Source organism: Aeromonas sp. R2-4 (genome assembly GCF_040908365.1).
Classification (GTDB): domain Bacteria; phylum Pseudomonadota; class Gammaproteobacteria; order Enterobacterales; family Aeromonadaceae; genus Aeromonas; species Aeromonas veronii.
This window is the reverse complement of record NZ_JBFODO010000002.1, coordinates 240,199-259,011: the sequence shown is the minus strand read 5'-3', so window position 1 is coordinate 259,011 and position 18,813 is coordinate 240,199. Positions and strand designations below refer to the sequence as shown.

General features: G+C 61.7%; 14 protein-coding genes and 4 tRNA genes. 6 read left to right on the top strand and 12 right to left on the bottom strand.

Features of this window, described 5'->3' with window-relative positions:
* Positions 1 to 379: 379 nt before the first annotated feature.
* On the top strand, positions 380 to 1,072 hold the full coding sequence (locus AB5Z05_RS01485) for a B3/4 domain-containing protein (RefSeq protein ID WP_368149933.1): 693 nt from the start codon (positions 380 to 382) through the stop codon (positions 1,070 to 1,072).
* A 75-nt stretch (positions 1,073 to 1,147) separates the two neighbouring features.
* Here the strand turns inward: AB5Z05_RS01485 and AB5Z05_RS01480 are convergent, their stop codons facing one another.
* The 6 genes from AB5Z05_RS01480 to plsY all read right to left on the bottom strand — a co-directional run bounded on the left by AB5Z05_RS01480 (position 1,148) and on the right by plsY (position 3,502).
* Positions 1,148 to 2,320 carry a nucleoside recognition domain-containing protein gene (locus AB5Z05_RS01480; protein WP_368149932.1) on the bottom strand — a complete coding sequence of 391 codons (1,173 nt, stop codon included), beginning with the start codon at positions 2,318 to 2,320 and terminating at the stop codon, positions 1,148 to 1,150.
* Between the two features lie 105 nt (positions 2,321 to 2,425).
* Positions 2,426 to 2,501, bottom strand: a tRNA-Asn gene (locus AB5Z05_RS01475).
* 8 nt (positions 2,502 to 2,509) lie between these two features.
* Positions 2,510 to 2,585, bottom strand: a tRNA-Phe gene (locus AB5Z05_RS01470).
* Between the two features lie 3 nt (positions 2,586 to 2,588).
* Positions 2,589 to 2,664: transfer RNA gene (locus AB5Z05_RS01465), tRNA-Thr, on the bottom strand.
* A gap of 52 nt (positions 2,665 to 2,716) precedes the next feature.
* Positions 2,717 to 2,792, bottom strand: a tRNA-Phe gene (locus AB5Z05_RS01460).
* 47 nt (positions 2,793 to 2,839) lie between these two features.
* Positions 2,840 to 3,502, bottom strand: a complete 663-nt coding sequence (plsY, locus tag AB5Z05_RS01455) for a glycerol-3-phosphate 1-O-acyltransferase PlsY (protein WP_042053596.1) — start codon at positions 3,500 to 3,502, stop codon at positions 2,840 to 2,842.
* Between the two features lie 157 nt (positions 3,503 to 3,659).
* Here plsY and folB point away from each other — a divergent pair, with 157 nt between their 5' ends.
* From folB to AB5Z05_RS01440, 3 genes are all read left to right on the top strand, one after another.
* Entirely contained in the window at positions 3,660 to 4,031 is a 372-nt protein-coding gene (folB, locus tag AB5Z05_RS01450) for a dihydroneopterin aldolase (RefSeq protein ID WP_040068960.1), read from the top strand.
* Positions 4,031 to 4,540, top strand: a complete 510-nt coding sequence (gene folK, locus AB5Z05_RS01445; protein WP_368149931.1) for a 2-amino-4-hydroxy-6-hydroxymethyldihydropteridine diphosphokinase — start codon at positions 4,031 to 4,033, stop codon at positions 4,538 to 4,540. Before folB ends, folK begins: the two co-directional genes overlap by 1 nt.
* 126 nt (positions 4,541 to 4,666) lie before the next feature.
* Positions 4,667 to 5,155 carry a YbaK/EbsC family protein gene (locus AB5Z05_RS01440; protein ID WP_005336108.1) on the top strand — a complete coding sequence of 163 codons (489 nt, stop codon included), beginning with the start codon at positions 4,667 to 4,669 and terminating at the stop codon, positions 5,153 to 5,155.
* On the opposite strand, the gene mdtD is transcribed toward AB5Z05_RS01440, so the two are convergent.
* Both mdtD and AB5Z05_RS01430 read right to left on the bottom strand, forming a co-directional pair.
* Positions 5,127 to 6,530 (bottom strand): multidrug transporter subunit MdtD, encoded by a 1,404-nt coding sequence (mdtD, locus tag AB5Z05_RS01435; protein ID WP_368149930.1) that lies wholly within the window; start codon positions 6,528 to 6,530, stop codon positions 5,127 to 5,129. The genes AB5Z05_RS01440 and mdtD overlap by 29 nt on opposite strands.
* Before the next feature lie 11 nt (positions 6,531 to 6,541).
* A complete protein-coding gene (locus AB5Z05_RS01430; protein WP_005355070.1) occupies positions 6,542 to 7,150 on the bottom strand; it encodes a TetR/AcrR family transcriptional regulator in 609 nt (202 codons plus the stop codon).
* A 90-nt stretch (positions 7,151 to 7,240) separates the two neighbouring features.
* Between AB5Z05_RS01430 and AB5Z05_RS01425 the strand changes: the two genes are divergently transcribed.
* Positions 7,241 to 8,341, top strand: a complete 1,101-nt coding sequence (locus AB5Z05_RS01425; protein WP_368149929.1) for an efflux RND transporter periplasmic adaptor subunit — start codon at positions 7,241 to 7,243, stop codon at positions 8,339 to 8,341.
* A complete protein-coding gene (locus tag AB5Z05_RS01420; protein WP_368149928.1) occupies positions 8,338 to 11,445 on the top strand; it encodes an efflux RND transporter permease subunit in 3,108 nt (1,035 codons plus the stop codon). The genes AB5Z05_RS01425 and AB5Z05_RS01420 overlap by 4 nt, the downstream gene beginning before the upstream one ends.
* Here AB5Z05_RS01420 and AB5Z05_RS01415 read toward each other — a convergent pair.
* The 4 genes from AB5Z05_RS01415 to acnB form a co-directional block, all read right to left on the bottom strand.
* Positions 11,430 to 12,557, bottom strand: coding sequence for a GTP-binding protein (locus AB5Z05_RS01415; RefSeq protein ID WP_368149927.1), 1,128 nt, complete (start codon positions 12,555 to 12,557; stop codon positions 11,430 to 11,432). The two genes, AB5Z05_RS01420 and AB5Z05_RS01415, sit on opposite strands and share 16 nt — an antisense overlap.
* 9 nt (positions 12,558 to 12,566) lie before the next feature.
* Positions 12,567 to 13,973, bottom strand: coding sequence for a D-arabinono-1,4-lactone oxidase (locus AB5Z05_RS01410; RefSeq protein WP_368149926.1), 1,407 nt, complete (start codon positions 13,971 to 13,973; stop codon positions 12,567 to 12,569).
* Positions 13,974 to 14,135: 162 nt separating this feature from the next.
* Positions 14,136 to 15,722: an EAL domain-containing protein gene (locus AB5Z05_RS01405; RefSeq protein WP_368149925.1), complete on the bottom strand. Its 1,587-nt coding sequence runs from the start codon at positions 15,720 to 15,722 to the stop codon at positions 14,136 to 14,138.
* A gap of 280 nt (positions 15,723 to 16,002) precedes the next feature.
* Complete coding sequence (acnB, locus tag AB5Z05_RS01400; RefSeq protein WP_106843559.1) at positions 16,003 to 18,600, bottom strand: bifunctional aconitate hydratase 2/2-methylisocitrate dehydratase; 2,598 nt, start codon at positions 18,598 to 18,600, stop codon at positions 16,003 to 16,005.
* Positions 18,601 to 18,813 lie beyond the last annotated feature (213 nt).

Sequence of the window (18,813 nt, the reverse complement as noted above, 5' to 3'; positions counted from 1 at the left end):
AAGCGGGGCCAGAACGATGAAAAAACGCCAACCATAGCCAACTCATTGAGCCACCGAACGATTTGCATGGCCGCCTCGTGCTTGGGCATGACCACTGCGGATATCAGGAGGGAGCCGGGCGGCCAGCGGCTGCCGCGGCGGGTCAGGGCGGCAAAGGGCATTGCCGGAGCAAACCGGAAGCGACGGGATTCCCTTCCCTCCACGCTCGCCACCCCCTCGAGCACGCCATTTTTCATTCATGAAACTTATGACCATTAAGATCATGTAAATTTTCTTATCTAACATGTTCGCGCATGATGGCTCTCAAACCGGATTTGCCGTTGCCGATATGCTACCCGGCAGCCGCGCTTCCCTTGCCTCTTTCGATTCTGGAGTCGTTATGTCCCTGATTACCCCCCATATCTCCCCCGAAGTCAGTCAACTGGCCCCGGGCTTTCGCGCCCTGAGCATCACGGTGCAGGCCGCCGCCGTGGTTGACCCGAACGTGGGGGCGCGTGCGCTCGATGAGGCCTGCACCGCCATGCTGACCACCGATGTGCCGTGGGCAGAGGCGCATCTCGCCGCCTGGGGCGAGCTGTTCAGAAAGTTCGGCGCCAAACCGCAGCGGACCCCCTGCTCCGCGGAGGCCCTGAGAAAACGGGTCGCCCGTGACGGCAACCTGCCGGCCATCGATCCCGTGGTCGATCTCTACAATGCCATCAGCATTCGCTACGCCATTCCGGTGGGGGGCGAAAACCTGCTTGCTTATGAAGGGCAACCGCGACTGGTAGTGGCCGATGGCAGCGAGCAGTTCGATACCATGAAGGGGGGCGAGCCCACCCACGAACCGGTGGAGCCCGGCGAAGTAGTCTGGCGGGATGACAAGGGGGTCACCTGTCGGCGCTGGAACTGGCGGCAGGGTGTGCGAACCCGATTGAGTGTCGATTCGGGCCAGATGTGGTTCATTCTGGAGAGCCTGCCCGAGATGCCGCTGGCAGCGCTGCATGAGGCAGGGGAAAAACTGGTCGCTGGACTGCGGGAGATGATGCCGGAGGCGGTGATCGCGCAGTGCCTTATCGGCGATGTCGAGTAAGCCGAAGGACGAGCCAGCTCGTCACCGATAGATACAGAGAGGGGCGCCGCAGCGCCCCTCTCTCTTTCACCCGACTCAGCCCAGCAGCATATAGAGCTGGTGCGCCGCCACACCGGCACTCAAGCCGCCGATGGTGTGGGCAACGATGGCGCGGGAGGTGAGGTGGCGATAGCCGAGGGCATCGAGCATGGCAGTGTGGGTGCTCAAGAAACCGCTCCAGCACATCCCCATGGCGGTAAACACCGCGACCTCGTTACCGGTGATCCACCCCTTGGCAATAAAGGGGGGAACCAGCGACATAGCGGCGCCGACAGCACCGAGGGAGGTAGCCGGGAAGGCGACCAGCTCAGGCTGCTGGAAGCCAAACAGCAGGTCAAACAGCCAGCTCACCTTGGCAGCCAGCACCGGCAGCAGGGCTACCCCCTGAAACGCTTCGCCGGTATACCCCTTGTCGCCCGGGCCGAAGGTGAGCAGCATCACGAAGGTGCTGATGATCAGCACCCCGGGGATCACCGCCATCCCCAGCTCCACGCCAGATTTGCCGCCATCGAGCAGAGAGTTGAGGATCCGCAGCCAGCCGGGAGCCGCCTCTTTGGTCACCCCTACCTTGCGGCCGTCGGACGATACAGCGTCATCGTTCAGCACTTCCCCCACCAGTGGGCGGATCATCCGCTGCATCAGTCGGGTAGAGACCACCGAGCCCACCAGAGCACCCAGCAACCCAATCAGTGCTGCGCTGGCAGTGGATTCACCGCTCGGCAGTTGCAGGGTGGCCATAAAGGTGACCACGATCAACCCCATGCCAAAGGCGGTGCCGAAGTTGGTGAGCGACACCAGCTGCCAAGGGGTGAAGCCTTTGCGAAAGCGGCTGTCCTTGGCGAGGCTGATCACCGCCGGGTTGTCGGAGAAGAAAGTCATCAGGGCCGCCAGCGCGGTGCGGCCAGGCAGGCGAAACACCGGCTTCATCAGCGGCGCCAGCAGCACCTCCAGCAGGCGGATCACCCCGAACTCGCTCAAGAGTTGGCTCAGGGCACCGGAGAGCACCGTGATCCCCATGATAAAGAGCACGGTATTGAGCAGCAGCTGGTGGGCGGTATTGAACAGGGTGTTGACCATGGCAGAGAGGCCCATCTGGCTGCCGAGGTAACCGAACAGGCTGCCAAGAATAAGCAGCACCAGCACGGGTTCCATCCAGTTCCGAATGGCGGCAAGTCGCCCCTTTGACTCTATAACTACATGATTTTCCATATCTATCCTGCGGTTCATCTGTGCGTGTGTGGTTGTTTTTATGGTTAAAAAATGGCTGCGCCAAATAGAAAAAAGCCCTTGTCTTGCGACAAGGGCTTTTTGAATTGGCTCCTCCTACTGGACTTGAACCAGTGACATACGGATTAACAGTCCGCCGTTCTACCGACTGAACTAAGGAGGAATTGTAATTGGTGCCCAGAGACGGAATCGAACCGCCGACACGGGGATTTTCAATCCCCTGCTCTACCGACTGAGCTATCTGGGCAAATGGTGCCGGCTACCGGAATCGAACTGGTGACCTACTGATTACAAGTCAGTTGCTCTACCTACTGAGCTAAGCCGGCACACTTTAAACCATTGTGCATGAACAAATTTTTTATTTCATGGCACCAAAATTGGTGCCCAGAGACGGAATCGAACCGCCGACACGGGGATTTTCAATCCCCTGCTCTACCGACTGAGCTATCTGGGCGTGGGCGCTATTAAACGGATTTTAAGGCGGATGGTCAACGGGAAATTTCACTTTTTGTCTCGTTCGTCTCTTTTTTGCGCAACATCGTCCATTTCTGCCACTTCTTCGGCACAGGCCGCGCCTTTTCGCCCCCAGACTCTGGGTTCCTCCCCCTTGAGCAGGCGGGAGATGTTCTCGTGATGGCGGATCAGGATGAGGCAGGAGAGCAGGGAGACCGGCAGGGTATATTCGGGTTTGAGCAGGTAGGTAAAGAGCGGCGTCAGCAGCACAGTAATGATGGAGGCCAGCGAGGAGTAGCCGCTCACCAGCAGCACCAGCAGCCAGGTGCCAATCACGGCGCCCCCCATGGTGAAACCGATGGGCATCATGGTGCCAAGAGCGGTGGCGACTCCTTTGCCACCACGAAAATGAAAGAAGATGGGGTACATATGCCCGAGGCAGGCGGCGACCCCGATAAAGCCGAGGTAGACGGGTTTGATCTGCAGATACCAGGCGAGATAGACAGGCACAGTCCCCTTGAGCACATCGAGCAGCAGCACCACCAGCGCCGCCATCCGGCCACCGAGGCGCAGCACATTGGTTGCCCCCGGATTGTGGGAGCCATGATCCCGCGGGTCGGGCAGACCTGTGCAGCGGGAGACCAGCACAGCACTGGATAGTGAACCACCCAGGTAGGCCAGAATAATCATCAAAATCGTCAGGGCCGTCATCTTGGTCGTTTTTACCACGATATGAATGGGGTATGATGCGGGCCACATACGCTGGCATGGGCCCATGCCCACCCAGAGCGCCTCGGCAAGCCTGTTGCCCGGCCAGCATCCCTGCGCTGTCATCACAGCCCATCAAGAGTAAAGAAGAAGTACAGTCATGGACAAGGTGTTTATTCGCGGACTCGAAGTTTTGACCACCATAGGTGTATATGAGTGGGAGAAGGGCATTCGCCAAAAGCTCCGTTTTGACCTCGAGATGGGGTTCGACAACCGCCCCGCGGCAGCAACCGACGACATCAATCTGGCACTGGATTATGCCGACCTCTCCAACAAGATTTGCGAGCATGTCAGCGGCAAGGTGGTCGAGCTGGTCGAGACCATGGCCGAGCAGGTCGCCATGCTGGTTCTGACCGACGAGCGGGTACAGTGGGTCAAGGTGACCCTCACCAAGCCGGGCGCAGTGCCCAATGCCGCCGGGGTCGGCGTCGAGATCCTGCGTCATCGCACGCCAGCCGCGAGCAGCAACTGATGACCACCATCTATATCAGCCTCGGCTCCAACATCGAGCGGGATCGCCATATCCGCGCCGGACTCGATGCCCTGCACGCCGAATTTGGCGAGCTGCGGGTCTCCCGGGTATTCGAGAGCGAAGCGGTCGGCTTCAACGGCCGCCCCTTCTACAACCTGGTGGCGGCTGCCGAGACCGATCTGCCGCTGCCCACCGTCTGCCAGCGACTGCGGGCCATGGAGTTCGCCCACGGCCGCGAGCCTGATGCCAAGAAGTTCGCCCCGCGCACCCTGGATCTCGACCTGCTGCTCTATGGCGATCTGGTCTGCGACACCCCGCTGGTGCTGCCGCGCGGTGAAGTGCTCACCAACGCCTTCGTGCTGTGGCCGCTGGCCGAGCTGGCCCCCAAACTGCGCCACCCCGTCGATGGCCGCACCATGGGCGAGCTGTGGCAAGCCTATGACAAGGCCTCCCAGCAGCTGTGCCCCATTCCCTTTCACTGGGAAGCGTGCGAATTGCAGCATCACTGATCCACAAGGGCGCCTCACGGCGCCCTTGTTGTTTGCACGGACAGGGTTGCTTATCACGGATAAGAAAGTGTCATTGGGCCTGACCCTGCGAGGCTGGCAGGATAGCGCCCACTACAGGAGAACCCCATGCCACTCGATACCATTCACCATTTCAACTGCCAGCTACTGGCCGAACTGCCCCACCAGCGCTATGAGCACGAGCCCATCCTCGACTACGCCACCGATGAAAAGGTCAAGGCCCGCCTCGGCTGGCAGGCGGAGTTCAGCAAGACCCTGTTTCTCAAGTTCAAGGATGGCCGCTTCGCCCTGCTGCTGACCCACAGGGACGGACGGCTCGACAACAAGGCGGTCAAGGCCGCACTCGGTGCCAAGCCCTCCATCTGCACCGCCGAAGAGATGCAGGCGGAGATTGGCTGCCTGCCGGGGGCGGTCTGCCCCTTCCTGCCCCGCGCCGATATTCCGCTACTGGTGGATCCGCAACTGCTCAACCACACCGCCTTCACCTGGACTCCGGGCCACCCGGAGCAGACCTTTCTGCTGGCGACCGAGCATCTGGCCGAAGTGTTGGCGCAGCTCCCCTGCGAGGTCAGCTATCTGCCCGCACCGACGGCGTAGCCCCATCACGCGCCAGCTGGGCGAAGATCAGCGCCGCCAGCATGGAGAGCAGCCCGACACAGAGGTAGGTAAGATGGAACCCGGCCAGCCACTGGCCGTTGGCCGCTGAGGTACCCGCCGAGAAGAGCCCGAGCAGGCTGGCGGCAATCGCCACCCCCAAGCTCATGGAGAGCTGCATCACCACCGAGAGCAGGCCGTTGCCACTGCTGGCTAGGGTCGGGCTGAGATCTTGCAGCGTGAGAGTGTTCATGGCGGAGAACTGCAGCGAGTTGATGGCACCGAAGATCGCCAGCCACCCCAGCAAGACCCCGTAGGGGAGCTGGTTGTCGATAAAGTAGAAGCTGGCGATCATCGCCCCCAGCAGCAGAGTGTTGCCGATCAAAATGCGGCGATAGCCCACCGTCGGAATAAGCTTGTTCACCAGCGTCTTGGTCAGCATGGCGCCAATCACGGTGGGGATCATGGTCATCCCCGCCTTGCTCGGCGAGAAACCGAGCCCCAGCTGCAGAAACAGCGGGGTGAGGAAGGGCATGGCGCCGCTGCCGAGGCGGGCAAACAGGTTGCCCCAGATGCCGATGGCAAAGGTGGTGGTCTTGAACAGGTTCAGGCTAAAGAGCGGCTGCGGTGCATTGGCGGCATAGAGCCAGTAGCTCGCCATCGCCGCCAAGCCGAAGATCAGTGCAAACAGCGCCCAACCGGTGGAGATGCTGTGCTCCCCCAGCCCCTGCAAGCCGACCGACACCAGCACCATGCCGACGCTGAACATTACAAAGCCCTGCCAGTCGAACCGGGCGGTCTGCTGCCGCAGCTCCGGCATAAAGTGCCAGCTGGCGATAAAGCCGAGCAGCCCCACCGGCAGGTTGATGAGAAATACCCAGTGCCAGCTCGCCACTTCCACCAGCCAGCCACCGAGCGCCGGCCCCATCAACGGGCCGAGCAGCCCCGGAATGGTGACAAACGACATCACCCGCAGCAGCTCGTGCTTGTCATAGACCCGCAGCACCGCCAACCGTCCTACCGGCATCAGCAGCGCACCGCCAATCCCCTGAAGCACCCGGGCGGCCACCAGCATGGAGAGCGAATTGGAGGCGGCACAGGCGAGCGAGCCGAGGGTAAAGAGCGAGATGGCGGCCAGATAGATACGGCGGGTGCCGAATCTGTCAGCCAGCCAGCCGGAAGCCGGGATCAGCAACGCCACCGTCAACATGTAGGCAATGATCACCGACTGCATCTGCAGCGGGCTCTCTCCCAAGGTCTCGGCCATGCTGGGCAGGGCTGTGTTGAGAATGGTGCCATCCAGCGCTTGCATAAAGAAACCGACCGCCGCCAGCAGGGGCAGCCACTTGCGCTGGGCATCTGTCACTGTGTGGCTCATTGCCACCTCCATTATTTTTGCGGGGGAGCGGCGGCGGTCAGGAAGAGATCGACACAACTCAGGGTCCAGGCATCCTGCTCGGCAGCGCTCTGGGTCAACGGCAAACCCAGCTCACGGAGCATGCGCTCCTTACCCTGCCACATCAGCAACAGCTGCAAGGCGGCCTGTTCGCTGTCTTGATGGCACAGCAGGCCTTGCTGCTTCTGCTGCTCCAGCCAGTTGGACAGCATCTCGGTCACGTAGAGCGGGCCCGCCTCGAAAAAAAGGGTGGCCAGCTGGGCATCGTTGCAGCTGATGCAGGTGCGAAAGATATTGATGGCATCATCGCTCAGGATCAACTTGCGAAAGCTGCGACCAAAGGCAATCAGGCTCTCCCGCACATTGTTGCCACGCAACAATACCTCCGGCATCAGCTCGCTGCTGACGCACTTGCTGCCCACCGCTTCGGCAAACAGCGACTCCTTGTTGGCAAAATGGCTGTAGACCGTCTGCTTGGAGACGCCCGCTTCACTGGCCACCATGTCCATGCTGACCAGATGCAGACCGTGCTGACAAAAGAGCCGTCCTGCAGCATCGAGGATCGCAGCCCGCTTCTGCTGACTACGGGGTGAAATGTTCATTTTTCCTCCACAATCAAACTGGACAGTCTAGTTTCGAAAAACTAGACTCACCGGTGTGATTTGATGTTATGTCAACCAGAGGATGATGTCATGACACTTTGCTTAATCCTGCTGGCGCTGTTACTGAGTGGCTGCAGCCCGGTCACAGAGTCAGAAGAAACACCCGCCCTGACCCGGGTGATCGCCCAGCCGCTGCAAGCCAGCGATCACTACCCGGTGCTGCACCGCTTCAATGGCCGGGTGATCGCCCCCGAGCACAGCCAGATAGGCTTCGAGCTGGCAGGGCGGATCGCCACTCTGCACAAGGGACGCGGAGAGCCGGTCGTGGCTGGCGAACTGCTCGCCACACTGGATACCCGGCTGCTGGCAGTGGAAGCCAAAGAGCTGGCCGCCCGGGCCGCCCAGAACGAGGCCGAGCTGACCCTTGCCCGGCAGACGCTAGAACGGCTCACAGCCCTGCGCCAGCAGCAGTTCAGCTCCCGTCAGGCGCTGGATGAACAGCAGAGCAAAGTCCGCATGCTGGAGGCAAGCGCCAACCAGCTGGCCGCCGCCCTCGAAGCCAACCGGGTCAAACAGGAGAAATCACAGCTGCGCGCCCCCTTCAACGGGATCGTAGTCAGCCGCGAGCAGGCATTGGGGGCCGTGGTGGCTGCAGGCCAGCCTCTCTTCTCCCTGACCCGCAGCGGCCAGTGGGAGGCCGATATCGGCGTGCCGGTGAAACAGGCCGAGACCCTGATCGTCGGCCAACGCTACCCCCTGCAAAGCGGTGCGCAATCACTGGAGGGTCGCCTGCTTAATCTGGGGGTACAAGTGGACGGGCAGACCCACACCCGCACCGCCCGCTTCCAGCTGATCCGGGGCGGCGAACAACTGGCAGAGGGGCAACTGATCACCCTGCTGCATCAGACCCGCGAGCCCACCCGCGCTTACGAAGTGCCGCTCACCGCACTGACCCAGGGATTGCGCGGCAGCTGGACCCTCTACCTGCTCAACGACGAAACGCCACCCCGAGTGGTCAGTCGGGACGTCACCCTGCTGCAGCAAGATGGCGAGCGGGCCTGGATCAGTGGTGCCCTGAACGGACAGGAACAGCTGGTGACCGATGGCCTGCATAAACTGGTGCCGGGCCAGCAGGTCACCCTGACAACCAGCGTGGATCATCAGGCGGCGCATCCGGAGCCACAGTCATGATCCGCCCGTTTATCGAGAATGGCCGCCTGCTGCTGTTGACGGTCGCGCTGCTGCTGACGGCCGCCCTTGCGGCATTGCAGAGCCTGCCCAGAACCGAAGATCCCCAGCTCACCAGCCGTTTTGCCAGCGTAGTTACCCACTTCCCCGGGGCCAGCGCCGAGCGGGTGGAGGCGCTGGTGAGCGAGCCCATCGAGAACCGGCTGCGGGCCCAGAGCGAGATCAAGCTGATCGAGTCGAGCTCTCGCCCCGGCCTCTCCATCATCAATCTGGAGCTCAAGGATGAGGTCAGCGATGTCGAGCCCGTCTGGTCCAGAGTCCGTGACCGGCTGGCAGATCTTGCCGCCGGGCTGCCAGCCGGCGCCAGTGCCCCCAAGCTGGATGACGAGAAGGGCTACCCCTTCACCCGGCTGGTCAATGTGGTCTGGCGCGGGCCGGGCCAGCCGCAGCTGGATCGCCTCGCCCGCTACAGCGCCGAGCTGGAACGCCGGGCTCGCCAGCTGCCGGGTACCGAATACGTCGAGCGGGTCGGGGCACCACAGGAGGAGATCGAGGTGCGGTTCGATCCCCTCGCCCTCAGTGCCAGCGGCATGAGTGGCGAACAGCTTGCCCAGGCGCTGAGCGGTGCCGATGCCAAAGTGGCCGCCGGGGAGTTGCAGGGCAACCACAATCGCTTTCAGGTGGAGATCCGTGGCGCCCTCGATACCCTGGAGCGGATCCGCCAGATCCCGCTGCGTACCGGCGAGCAGGGCCAGACCCTGCGCCTTGGCGATCTGGCCGAGGTAAGACGTACCCTGCACCAGCCGGAGAGTCAGCTGGCCTTTGCCAATGGTGAGCGGGCCGTGGTGGTCGGCCTGCGCATGGCACAGGATCACCGCATCGACCTCTGGTCGGCACGGGTCGACACCATGCTGGCCCAGCTGCAGCAGGACTTGCCGGATAATATCGGCCTCGTCACCAGCTTCGATCAGCAACGTTATACCGATCAGCGGCTCGACACCCTGCTCATCAACATTGTGCAGGGTTTCCTCATCATAGTGGCAGTGCTGCTGGTGACCTTGGGAGTCAAGGCCGCCATTATCGTGGCCCTGTCGCTGCCGCTTACCGTGGCGTTCTCTTTCGCCTGCATGAACCTGATCAATCTGCCCATTCACCAGATGTCGGTCACCGGTCTGGTGGTGGCGCTCGGGATCATGGTGGACAACGCCATCGTCATGGCGGATCGGGTGCAGTATCAGCGCCGTCACGGCATGGCCATGAGTGCCGCCGCACTGGAAGCCATCGGCCACCTCTGGCTGCCACTGCTGGGCTCCACCCTCACCACCATGCTCGCCTTTATGCCGATCATTCTGATGCCGGGCCCGGCGGGCGAGTTTGTCGGCGGCATCGCTTGGGCGGTGATCTGTTCGCTGCTGGGATCCTACCTCATCGCCCACACCCTGGTGGCTGGCCTCGCAGCCCGCTGGATTGGCAGTGATCAGGGGGGACGCTGGTATCAGGATGGCTTGCACCTGCCCCGGGTGAGCGCTCGTTTCCAGCAGAGCATCGCCATGGCGCTGGCTCACCCCTGGCGTACCCTGCTGCTGGTCAGTCTGCTGCCCCTGCTCGGTTTCTGGGTGGCGGGCCGCCTCACCGAACAGTTCTTTCCCCCTGCCGACCGGGACATGATCCACATCGAGGCCAGCCTCTCCCCACAGGCGAGCCTGGCGCGCACCCGCGAGCTGGCACTGGGGATCTCCGCCGAGCTGGCCAGCCTCCCCGAGCTGGTTCGCCAGGATTGGGTGGTGGGCGACAACGCCCCCAGCTTCTACTACAACCTGGTGCCCAGAAAACAGGGGCGGGCCGATTACGCCCAGGGGATGATCACTCTGCAGGATGCCGATGCCGCCGAGCGGCTCATTCCACAACTGCAGCAGCGGCTCGATGCAAAATTTTCCGAAGCGCAGATCCTGGTGCGCAAGCTGGAACAGGGGCCGCCCTTCAATGCCCCGGTCGAGCTGCGGCTGTTTGGCCCCGACCTTGAACAGCTGCACCGTCTGGGAGAGGATCTGCGCAGTCTGCTCGCCAATACCCCGGCCGTGGTGCAGACCCGCGCCACCTTGCAGGCCGGGGCCCCCAAACTCTGGTTGCAGGTCGATGAGGAGGCCGCCCGACTGGCAGGCATGAGCCTGACCGATGTTGCCTCCCGGCTGGCTGGCGCACTGGATGGCAGGTTGGGCGGCACTGTGCTGGAAGGCACCGAGTCAATCCCGGTTCGGGTGCGACTGGCCGAGCCCTTGCGTCAGGATCCGGATGCGCTGCTCAATGTGCCGCTATCGCTCACCGGCACCGGCCAGCAAGGGGCTGCCAATCTCACCTTGCGGGCACTGGCCACTCCCGAGCTGCTGCCAAGCTGGGGGGAGATCAGCCGTCGGGATGGGGAGCGGGTCAATGTGCTGGAGGCCTATCTGGCGGTCGGCGTACTGCCGCAAACCGTGCTGGAGCAGGTCAAAGAGAGGCTGGCCGCCAAGGCGCTGGCGTTGCCGCCGGGCTATCGACTGGAGTTTGGCGGGGAAGCCGCCAAGCGGGATGAATCGGTGGGCAATCTGATGGCGCACGTCAGCCTGGTCGCCGTGCTGCTGGTGGCCGTGCTGGTGCTCAGCTTCAACTCGTTCCGGCTGGCAGGCATCGTCACCCTGGTGGCGATCCAGTCGGCGGGGCTCGGGCTGCTGTGGGTCTGGCTGCTGGGGTACCCCTTCGGGTTTACGGTGATCATCGCCCTGCTGGGGCTGATGGGGCTGGCCATCAACGCCGCCATCGTCATTCTGGCTGAGCTGAAGGCAGACCCGCTGGCACAGCAGGGCAATTTGCCGCAGATCCGCGATTTGGTGGCCGGTTGCAGCCGCCACATCGTCTCGACCACCATCACCACGGTGGGCGGCTTCATCCCGCTATTGCTGGGGGGCGGCGGCTTCTGGCCCCCCTTTGCCATCGCCATCGCCGGTGGCACAGCGCTGGCGACCCTGCTCTCGTTCTACTTTGTGCCGGTGGCCTTTGTGTTGTTCAACCGCCGCCGCCCTGACCCGGTACAGGAGAGCTGCAACGCGCAAGATCAGTTGTCGGGCTGACCCAGCATGGCTTTGAGCCGCTCTTCAAGAGTGGGCTCGGGGGCCTTGAGGGTCGCCATAAAGAGCTGCTCGATACCGGCCTTGTCCTGACTTTTCACGATAAACACCAGTCGGGACTGGGCCTTGCCCTCCGGCCAGTCGCCCAGCGCCTGCAGCGGATAGAGCTGGCCGTGGACGCCGTGGATCACCACCGGCTGGCTCTCCCCTTCCAGCTGCAAGATCCCCTTAAGCCGCAGCAGGGCATCGCCATATTGGGCCTGCACCGCATCGATGGCGGCCAGCAGGCGGGAGGGCTTGAGCGGCTCGCCGATACGCAGGGAGAAACTCTCTATGTTGCCGTGCTCGAAGTGGGTGGGAGCAGCCGTGCCCACCTTGGCGGCGAACGGTTGCATCTTCGGCTGCATGGGTGACGCCAGCCCCTGCTTGGGGGATTCGGTGCGCAGCCAGGCCAGCAGCTGGCGCACATCGCGCCCCGCCGCTTCGTTGTAGGCGCCCAGCTTCTCCAGCACCGCTGGCGACAGTTCGCCATGGGTCACCTGCTGGATCGGGGCCGCCGGATTGAGGGCCGCCAATTGGGCTTCGACCCGTGCTAGCTGCTCGTCATCCACCAGATCGCCTTTGCTCACCACCAGCAGATCCGCCAGCGCCACCTGTTTCACCGCCTCATACTGGGCCGCCAACTGCTGCTCGATATGACCGGCATCCACCACGGTGACGGTGCCATCGAAGCGGTAGCGCTGGGCGATAAAGCCCTCTTCGCGCAGGGTAAATAGCACGGGTGCAGGATCTGCCAGACCGGTGGTCTCGATAATCAGCCGCTTGAACGGTTTGATCTTGCGCTGGATGGCCTTCATAAAGAGCCCCTGCAACGCCTCCACCAGAGAGCCCTGTACCGAGCAGCAGATGCAGCCGGAGTCGAGCAGCATCACCTGCTCATCCACCTGTTGCACCAGATGGTGATCCAGCCCCACTGAGCCGAACTCGTTGATCAGCACGGCGCACTCGCCGAGCTCTGGCTGCTTGACCCAGTGGTTGAGCAAGGTGGTCTTGCCGCTACCGAGAAAGCCGGTCAGCAGGGTCACGGGAATTCGAGTGTCTTGCATATCGGTCATGTCAGATCCTTACCGGTTGGCAAACAGGTCGCTGAGCCAGCGGTTTTCAAAGCGGCCGTGGGGGTCGAGCTCGGCTTTCAACGCAACAAAGTCGTTCCAGCGCGGCAGCAGGGCCGGGAAGTCGTAGAGATCCATCGCCAGATGCTTGCCGAAGTGGGGAATGCCGCCAAGCGGCGCCAGCAGTTGCTGCAGCTCGCGCATCTGCTCCATGGAGCCGTTGACGAAGGTGCCGTCCGCCGCCAGATAGACCAGAAAACCGATCCAGCAGACCGGCTGGCCATAAGCGGCGCTAAGCCAGGCCTCGGAGGGGCCGGTGCAACGCAGGATAAAGGGGTAGTGCAGCACGCCCGGGTTGGCCTGCTGCCACGCTTGCAGGGTCTCCAGTGCCTCGTTCATGCGATTAAGCGGCACCGCCACCTCGCAGTTGATCTGGGGCGCCGGGATCCCCTTGCAGAGGATCTGGTAGACGTTGCCCACCAGATCGGAGGCATCCTTGAAGCGGCGCACCGTCTCGAAGTGCTCGCCAGCCAGCGCCTCATCCTTGGTGTCTTTCGCCATTTTCTGCATGGTGGCGTCGATAGTGGCATTAAGAGCAGCGTTCATGCGGGCGTCGATATCGCCATCCAGCAGCAGCGGCTCGCTGCCGCCTGCGCGGTAGCGGGCAACCTCCTCCTCGGAAGCGGGATCCACCAGCCAGATGTGGCTCTCGCCGGTCCAGGCAAACCACCAGCTCTTCACAAAGCCGTGCTCGCGGTTGAGCCGCTCGTTGTGTTCCAACAGGAAGGGATAGTCGGTGGTGAACTTGGTGCAGCGCATGATGCGGTTCGGTACGGTACGCAGGGTGACGTCGAGCAGGATGCCGAGCATGCCCATCCCCATCACGAAGGCGCCGAAGCGCGGATCGGTGCGATCCACCCGGATGATGTCGCCATTGGCCAGCATCACCGTCATCGCCTCCACCGCATCGCAGAGGGCAGACTGGTGCAGCCCCTGACCGTGGGTACCGGTGCTGAGGGCGCCGCCCAGGGTCTGGATGCCGATGACACCGGGGGATGCGGGCAGCATCCGCTCCATGGCGATCAGCTCGGCATAGACGGTATCGAGCGGCGTACCCGCCTGATAGGTCACGGTATCGGCAGTTTTGGCCAGCTGGCCGCGCAGGTGGTACAAGTCCACCAGCAGTGCCTGACTGCCCTCGGCATAGACGCTATGGATGGGTTCGAAGGAGAGGCCGGAGCCGATAAGGCGCAGCTTGCGCTCGGGGTGTTCCCGCAGCAGCATTTGCAACTCGTCGCGGCTTTTCGGGCGCCACACCTGATCCAGCGCCCCGAGGGGATTGGTTCTCGACCAGTTGAACAGCACCTCCCGATTACCGATCGCCTTGATGCTGTGAAATGCCTGGAACTGAACCGTCATACCGCGCCTCATCTTTTACTGACGTCAAAATGAGCGCCGATTCTACCGAAAAGCGAGCCGCAAGGCATGAAAAACAAGCCCCTGCACTCGAGGGGGGATAGGGAGAGAGCACTCCCCTACCCTGCCAGACGGGAGCGTGGCCGCCCGTCTGTCAACGATAGATCAGGTCGCATTCGGGATGCCTCGCACCCCATCTGGTTGGCGGGTTTGTGCCTCTTCCGGCAGCAGCTCCTCGCAGAACTGGCGCAGCGGCATGGGGCGGGCAAACAGGTATCCCTGTAAATAATCGACCCCTTTGGCCCTGAGGTAGTCAGCTTGACGCTCACTCTCCACCCCTTCCGCCACCAGCGCCAGACCGAGCCGGGTCGCCAGATCGATCACGTTATCCACGATATGCTCCGAGAGCGACTCGGTACCGATGCGGGCGATAAAGGATTTGTCGATCTTGAGGTAATCCACATGGAACTGCTGCAGGTAAGCCAGGCTGGAGTGGCCGGTGCCAAAGTCGTCGATGGCAAGTTTGACCCCCATCTCGTCCAGCTGGCGGAACAGGGAGAGGGTCTGGGGATCTGACATCAACAGCTCCCGCTCGGTCAGCTCCAGCACCAGTACCACCTTGCCGGGGACGAAGTGGCCGAGAAAGGCGCGACACTCGGCCAGCAGAGCAAAATCGTGGCAATGAGCGGCGCTGATGTTGAAGCTGATATGAAACCCATCGGGCAACTGCTCCTGAGAGCGGTTCAACCTTGTCGCCACCTGCTTCATGATATGGGTGGTCATGGGGACGATCAGTCCCGACTCCTCCGCTTGCGGGATAAAGAGATCGGGCCGGATCACCCCTTCATTGACATGCTCCCAGCGCATCAGCACCTCGGCGCCCATCATCTTGCCGTCGTGGCTGGCAATCAGCGGCTGCAGATAGGGAACAAACTCCCTGGCCCGCAGGGCGCGTCGCAACTCATCTGTTGGCGAGCCGGGACGCCCCAGCACCCACCACACCAGCCAGGCCAGCAAAAGCGAGGAAACCGCCAGCCACGACAGCGCCACATGCCGCGCGGCCCACAGCGACTTCCAGTAGACCGGCATGGCATAACCGGCATGGATGGTGAAAGGATAATGGGATGAGGTGAGGGCCTGGCTGATCCCGCGATGGAGGGTGGGCGCCTCGCTCAGATAGCGGCCAGACTCATTGAGCCAGGCCGACCCCACCTGCAGATAAAGCGCACTGGATTTTCCGCTCATGGAGAGCATGAAACTGAGCTGGGTACTGTCGATGGCGCTCAAGGCGGCATCCTTGCCCTGCTCGGTGCGCACCACCAGCAGCGGGTGATTTTGCCGCACCCGGTTGCCACTCATCAGCAACAGCTTGCGGCCGGTGTAGATGGAGCCGTCATCGGCATCATTGGCCCCACCAAACAGCGAAGTGCAATTGATGATGCCGTTTCGCACCAGATTGACCGAACGCAGGAAGGGCTCAATGGCGACCTTCTTGCGCAGCACCAGCAGGTTGTCGCGACAGGGAGCATTCACCAGAGGCAGCACGGAGCGATTGGCCTGCTCCGCATGATCCAGCATCGACTCCATCAGGGTTCTGGCCTTGTGGGCCGAGGCGCTGGATTCCGCTTTCAGCTCCTGCACATAATTGCTGTGGATGAGCCAAGCTCCCACCAGCAGCGGCAGGGTAAAGACCAGCAAGGCACCGCCGAAGCGTAACCCGGTTCGGGAGAGATCGATCCTGAACAGAAACATAAAGAACCACGCCGCAATTCGTCAGGCCTGCCAACGCAAGCACCCAGTGAACAGATATCCACTTTCCCTCGATAACGATGCCTCATCATTACCGCACATAACCGAACAACATAACCCAAAGCGTTTATAAAACGAACCACCAAACAGGTGGTTGGATCTCTCTAGCAAGGATCGTGCAAACAATCTTCAAAAAAGACGGTGAATAACACACAAATAAATAATGCCGCGTAAATACGCGGCATTATTGGCTTCTTATCGCGCAAATCGAGCAAGAACTCCGTTAAACGGCTTGCTGCAGGATCACCGCATCAGCCTTCTTGGTGTAGGAGGCGATCTCGTTGAAGTTGAGGTAGCGGTAAGTGTCTGCCGCAGTGGCATCCAGCGCCTTGGCATACTGCAGGTACTCCGCCACAGTCGGGATCTTGCCGAGGATGGCGGCAACAGCGGCCAGCTCCGCAGAGGCCAGATAGACGTTGGCACCTTTACCCAGACGGTTCGGGAAGTTACGGGTGGAAGTGGAGACCACCGAGGCCCCTTCCGCGACCCGCGCCTGGTTACCCATGCAGAGGGAACAACCCGGGATCTCGATGCGGGCACCGACGCGACCAAAGATGCCGTAGTAGCCCTCTTCGGTCAGCTGATCCTTGTCCATCTTGGTGGGCGGTGCGATCCACATGCGGGTCGGCAGCTCGCCCTGATACTTCTCGAGCAGTTTACCGGCGGCACGGAAGTGACCGATGTTGGTCATGCAGGAACCGATGAACACCTCATCGATCTTGTCGCCAGCCACGTCGCTCAGCAAACGGGCATCGTCCGGATCGTTCGGCGCACACAGGATCGGCTCCTTGATGGTGGCCAGATCGATCTCGATGATTTCGGCGTACTCGGCATCCTTGTCCGCTTCCATCAGGGTCGGGTTGGCCAGCCACTCTTCCATCCCCTTGATGCGACGGGTGATGGTGCGTACGTCGCCGTAGCCTTCGGAGAGCATCCATTTCAGCATCACGATGTTGGACTTCAGATACTCGATGATCGGCTCTTTATCCAGCTTGATGGTGCAACCGGCAGCGGAACGCTCGGCGCTGGCATCAGCCAGTTCGAACGCCTGCTCCACCTTCAGGGTCGGCAGACCTTCGATCTCGAGGATGCGGCCGGAGAAGATGTTCTTCTTGCCCGCTTTCTCGACGGTCAACAGCCCTTTCTGGATGGCGGCGTAGGGAATGGCATGAACCAGATCACGCAGGGTGATGCCCGGTTGCAATTCGCCCTTGAAGCGCACCAGCACGGACTCCGGCATATCCAGCGGCATCACGCCGGTGGCGGCGGCGAAGGCCACCAGACCGGAGCCCGCCGGGAAGGAGATACCGATGGGGAAACGGGTGTGGGAGTCACCACCGGTACCCACGGTATCCGGCAGCAGCATGCGGTTCAGCCAAGAGTGGATGACGCCGTCACCCGGACGCAAGCTCACACCGCCGCGGTTCATGATGAAGTCCGGCAGGGTGTGGTGGGTCTGTACGTCGATGGGCTTCGGATAGGCCGCGGTGTGGCAGAAGGACTGCATGGTCAGATCGGCGGAGAAGCCGAGACAGGCCAGATCTTTGAGCTCGTCGCGGGTCATCGGGCCCGTGGTGTCCTGGGAGCCGACCGTGGTCATCTTGGGCTCGCAGTAAGTGCCCGGGCGAATGCCCTTCACGCCGCACGCCTTGCCCACCATCTTCTGGGCCAAGGTGAAGCCTTTACCGGTATCGGCCACCGGCTGCGGGCGACGGAACACGGTGGAGAACGGCAGACCCAGCGCTTCGCGGGCCTTGTCAGTCAAGCCGCGGCCGATGATCAGCGGGATACGGCCACCGGCGCGCACTTCGTCGATCAGCACGTCGGTCTTCAGTTCAAACTGCGCCAGCACCTGTTCGGTGCCGTGTTTGCAGATCTTGCCGGCAAACGGGTAGATGTCGATCACATCGCCCATTTCCAGCTTGGAGACGTCCACTTCGATGGGCAGGGCGCCAGCATCTTCCATGGTGTTGAAGAAGATCGGGGCAATCTTGCCACCCAGACAGACACCGCCAGCACGCTTGTTCGGCACGAACGGAATGTCGTCGCCCATAAACCAGAGCACCGAGTTGGTGGCGGATTTGCGGGAAGAACCGGTACCGACCACGTCACCCACATAGGCCAGCGGGAAGCCTTTCTCTTTCAGGGCATCGATGGTCTTGATGGGGCCGACGGCGCCATCCTTGTCCGGGGTAATGCCGGGACGGGCGTTTTTCAGCATCGCCAGCGCGTGCAGCGGAATGTCCGGGCGGGACCAGGCGTCCGGTGCCGGAGAGAGGTCGTCGGTGTTGGTTTCGCCGGTCACCTTGAACACGGTGACGGTGATCTTCTCGGCCAGTTCCGGGCGGGAGAGGAACCACTCGGCATCAGCCCAGGATTGCATCACCTGTTTGGCGTGGACATTGCCCGCCTTGGCCTTCTCTTCCACGTCATGGAAGGAGTCGAACATCAGCAGGGTGTGGGAGAGACCCTTGGCAGCAAGCGGCGCCAGGGTGGCGTGATCCAGCAGGTCGATCAGCGGTTGAATGTTGTAACCACCCTGCATGGTGCCCAGCAGTTCAACGGCTTCGGCGGCAGTCAGGATGGGAGAGTGGGCTTCGCCCTTGGCGACGGCGGTGAGGAAACCGGCTTTGACATAGGCCGCTTCATCAACACCGGGGGGAATACGGGAGGACAACAGCTCTTTCAGAAAGTCTTCTTCGCCAGCGGGCGGGTTCTTGAGAAGCGTTACCAGGGCGGCGACCTGCTCTGCATCCAGAGGTTTGGCAACCACGCCCTCGGCGGCACGTTCTGCGACGTGTTTACGGTATGTTTCAAGCACGACTAATTCCTCTTTGGTCTTTTTTTGGGGTTCGCCCACGCTCGCGGCGATCGTCCTTGCGGGACACCCCGTAGGGTGCTCCCCACTATATAAGTTTTAACGACTAATTAAAATCCAAACCCTGTTTACTTATTCACCACAAAATCGTAACCAATTAAACAGACTGGTATTTTTTGAAAATTAATTGAACGCCCTCAACCATAGTTAACAAAT

Bases quoted from the DNA above. Each gene is read 5' to 3' on its own strand.
- AB5Z05_RS01425 (WP_368149929.1), top strand. From the start codon at position 7,241: ATGACACTTTGCTTAATCCTGCTGGCGCTGTTACTGAGTGGCTGCAGC.
- folK (WP_368149931.1), top strand. From the start codon at position 4,031: ATGACCACCATCTATATCAGCCTCGGCTCCAACATCGAGCGGGATCGC.
- AB5Z05_RS01430 (WP_005355070.1), bottom strand. From the start codon at position 7,150: ATGAACATTTCACCCCGTAGTCAGCAGAAGCGGGCTGCGATCCTCGAT.
- plsY (WP_042053596.1), bottom strand. From the start codon at position 3,502: ATGACGGCCCTGACGATTTTGATGATTATTCTGGCCTACCTGGGTGGT.
- folB (WP_040068960.1), top strand. From the start codon at position 3,660: ATGGACAAGGTGTTTATTCGCGGACTCGAAGTTTTGACCACCATAGGT.
- AB5Z05_RS01405 (WP_368149925.1), bottom strand. From the start codon at position 15,722: ATGTTTCTGTTCAGGATCGATCTCTCCCGAACCGGGTTACGCTTCGGC.
- mdtD (WP_368149930.1), bottom strand. From the start codon at position 6,530: ATGAGCCACACAGTGACAGATGCCCAGCGCAAGTGGCTGCCCCTGCTG.
- AB5Z05_RS01440 (WP_005336108.1), top strand. From the start codon at position 4,667: ATGCCACTCGATACCATTCACCATTTCAACTGCCAGCTACTGGCCGAA.
- AB5Z05_RS01415 (WP_368149927.1), bottom strand. From the start codon at position 12,557: ATGACCGATATGCAAGACACTCGAATTCCCGTGACCCTGCTGACCGGC.
- AB5Z05_RS01480 (WP_368149932.1), bottom strand. From the start codon at position 2,320: ATGGAAAATCATGTAGTTATAGAGTCAAAGGGGCGACTTGCCGCCATT.
- AB5Z05_RS01485 (WP_368149933.1), top strand. From the start codon at position 380: ATGTCCCTGATTACCCCCCATATCTCCCCCGAAGTCAGTCAACTGGCC.
- AB5Z05_RS01410 (WP_368149926.1), bottom strand. From the start codon at position 13,973: ATGACGGTTCAGTTCCAGGCATTTCACAGCATCAAGGCGATCGGTAAT.
- AB5Z05_RS01420 (WP_368149928.1), top strand. From the start codon at position 8,338: ATGATCCGCCCGTTTATCGAGAATGGCCGCCTGCTGCTGTTGACGGTC.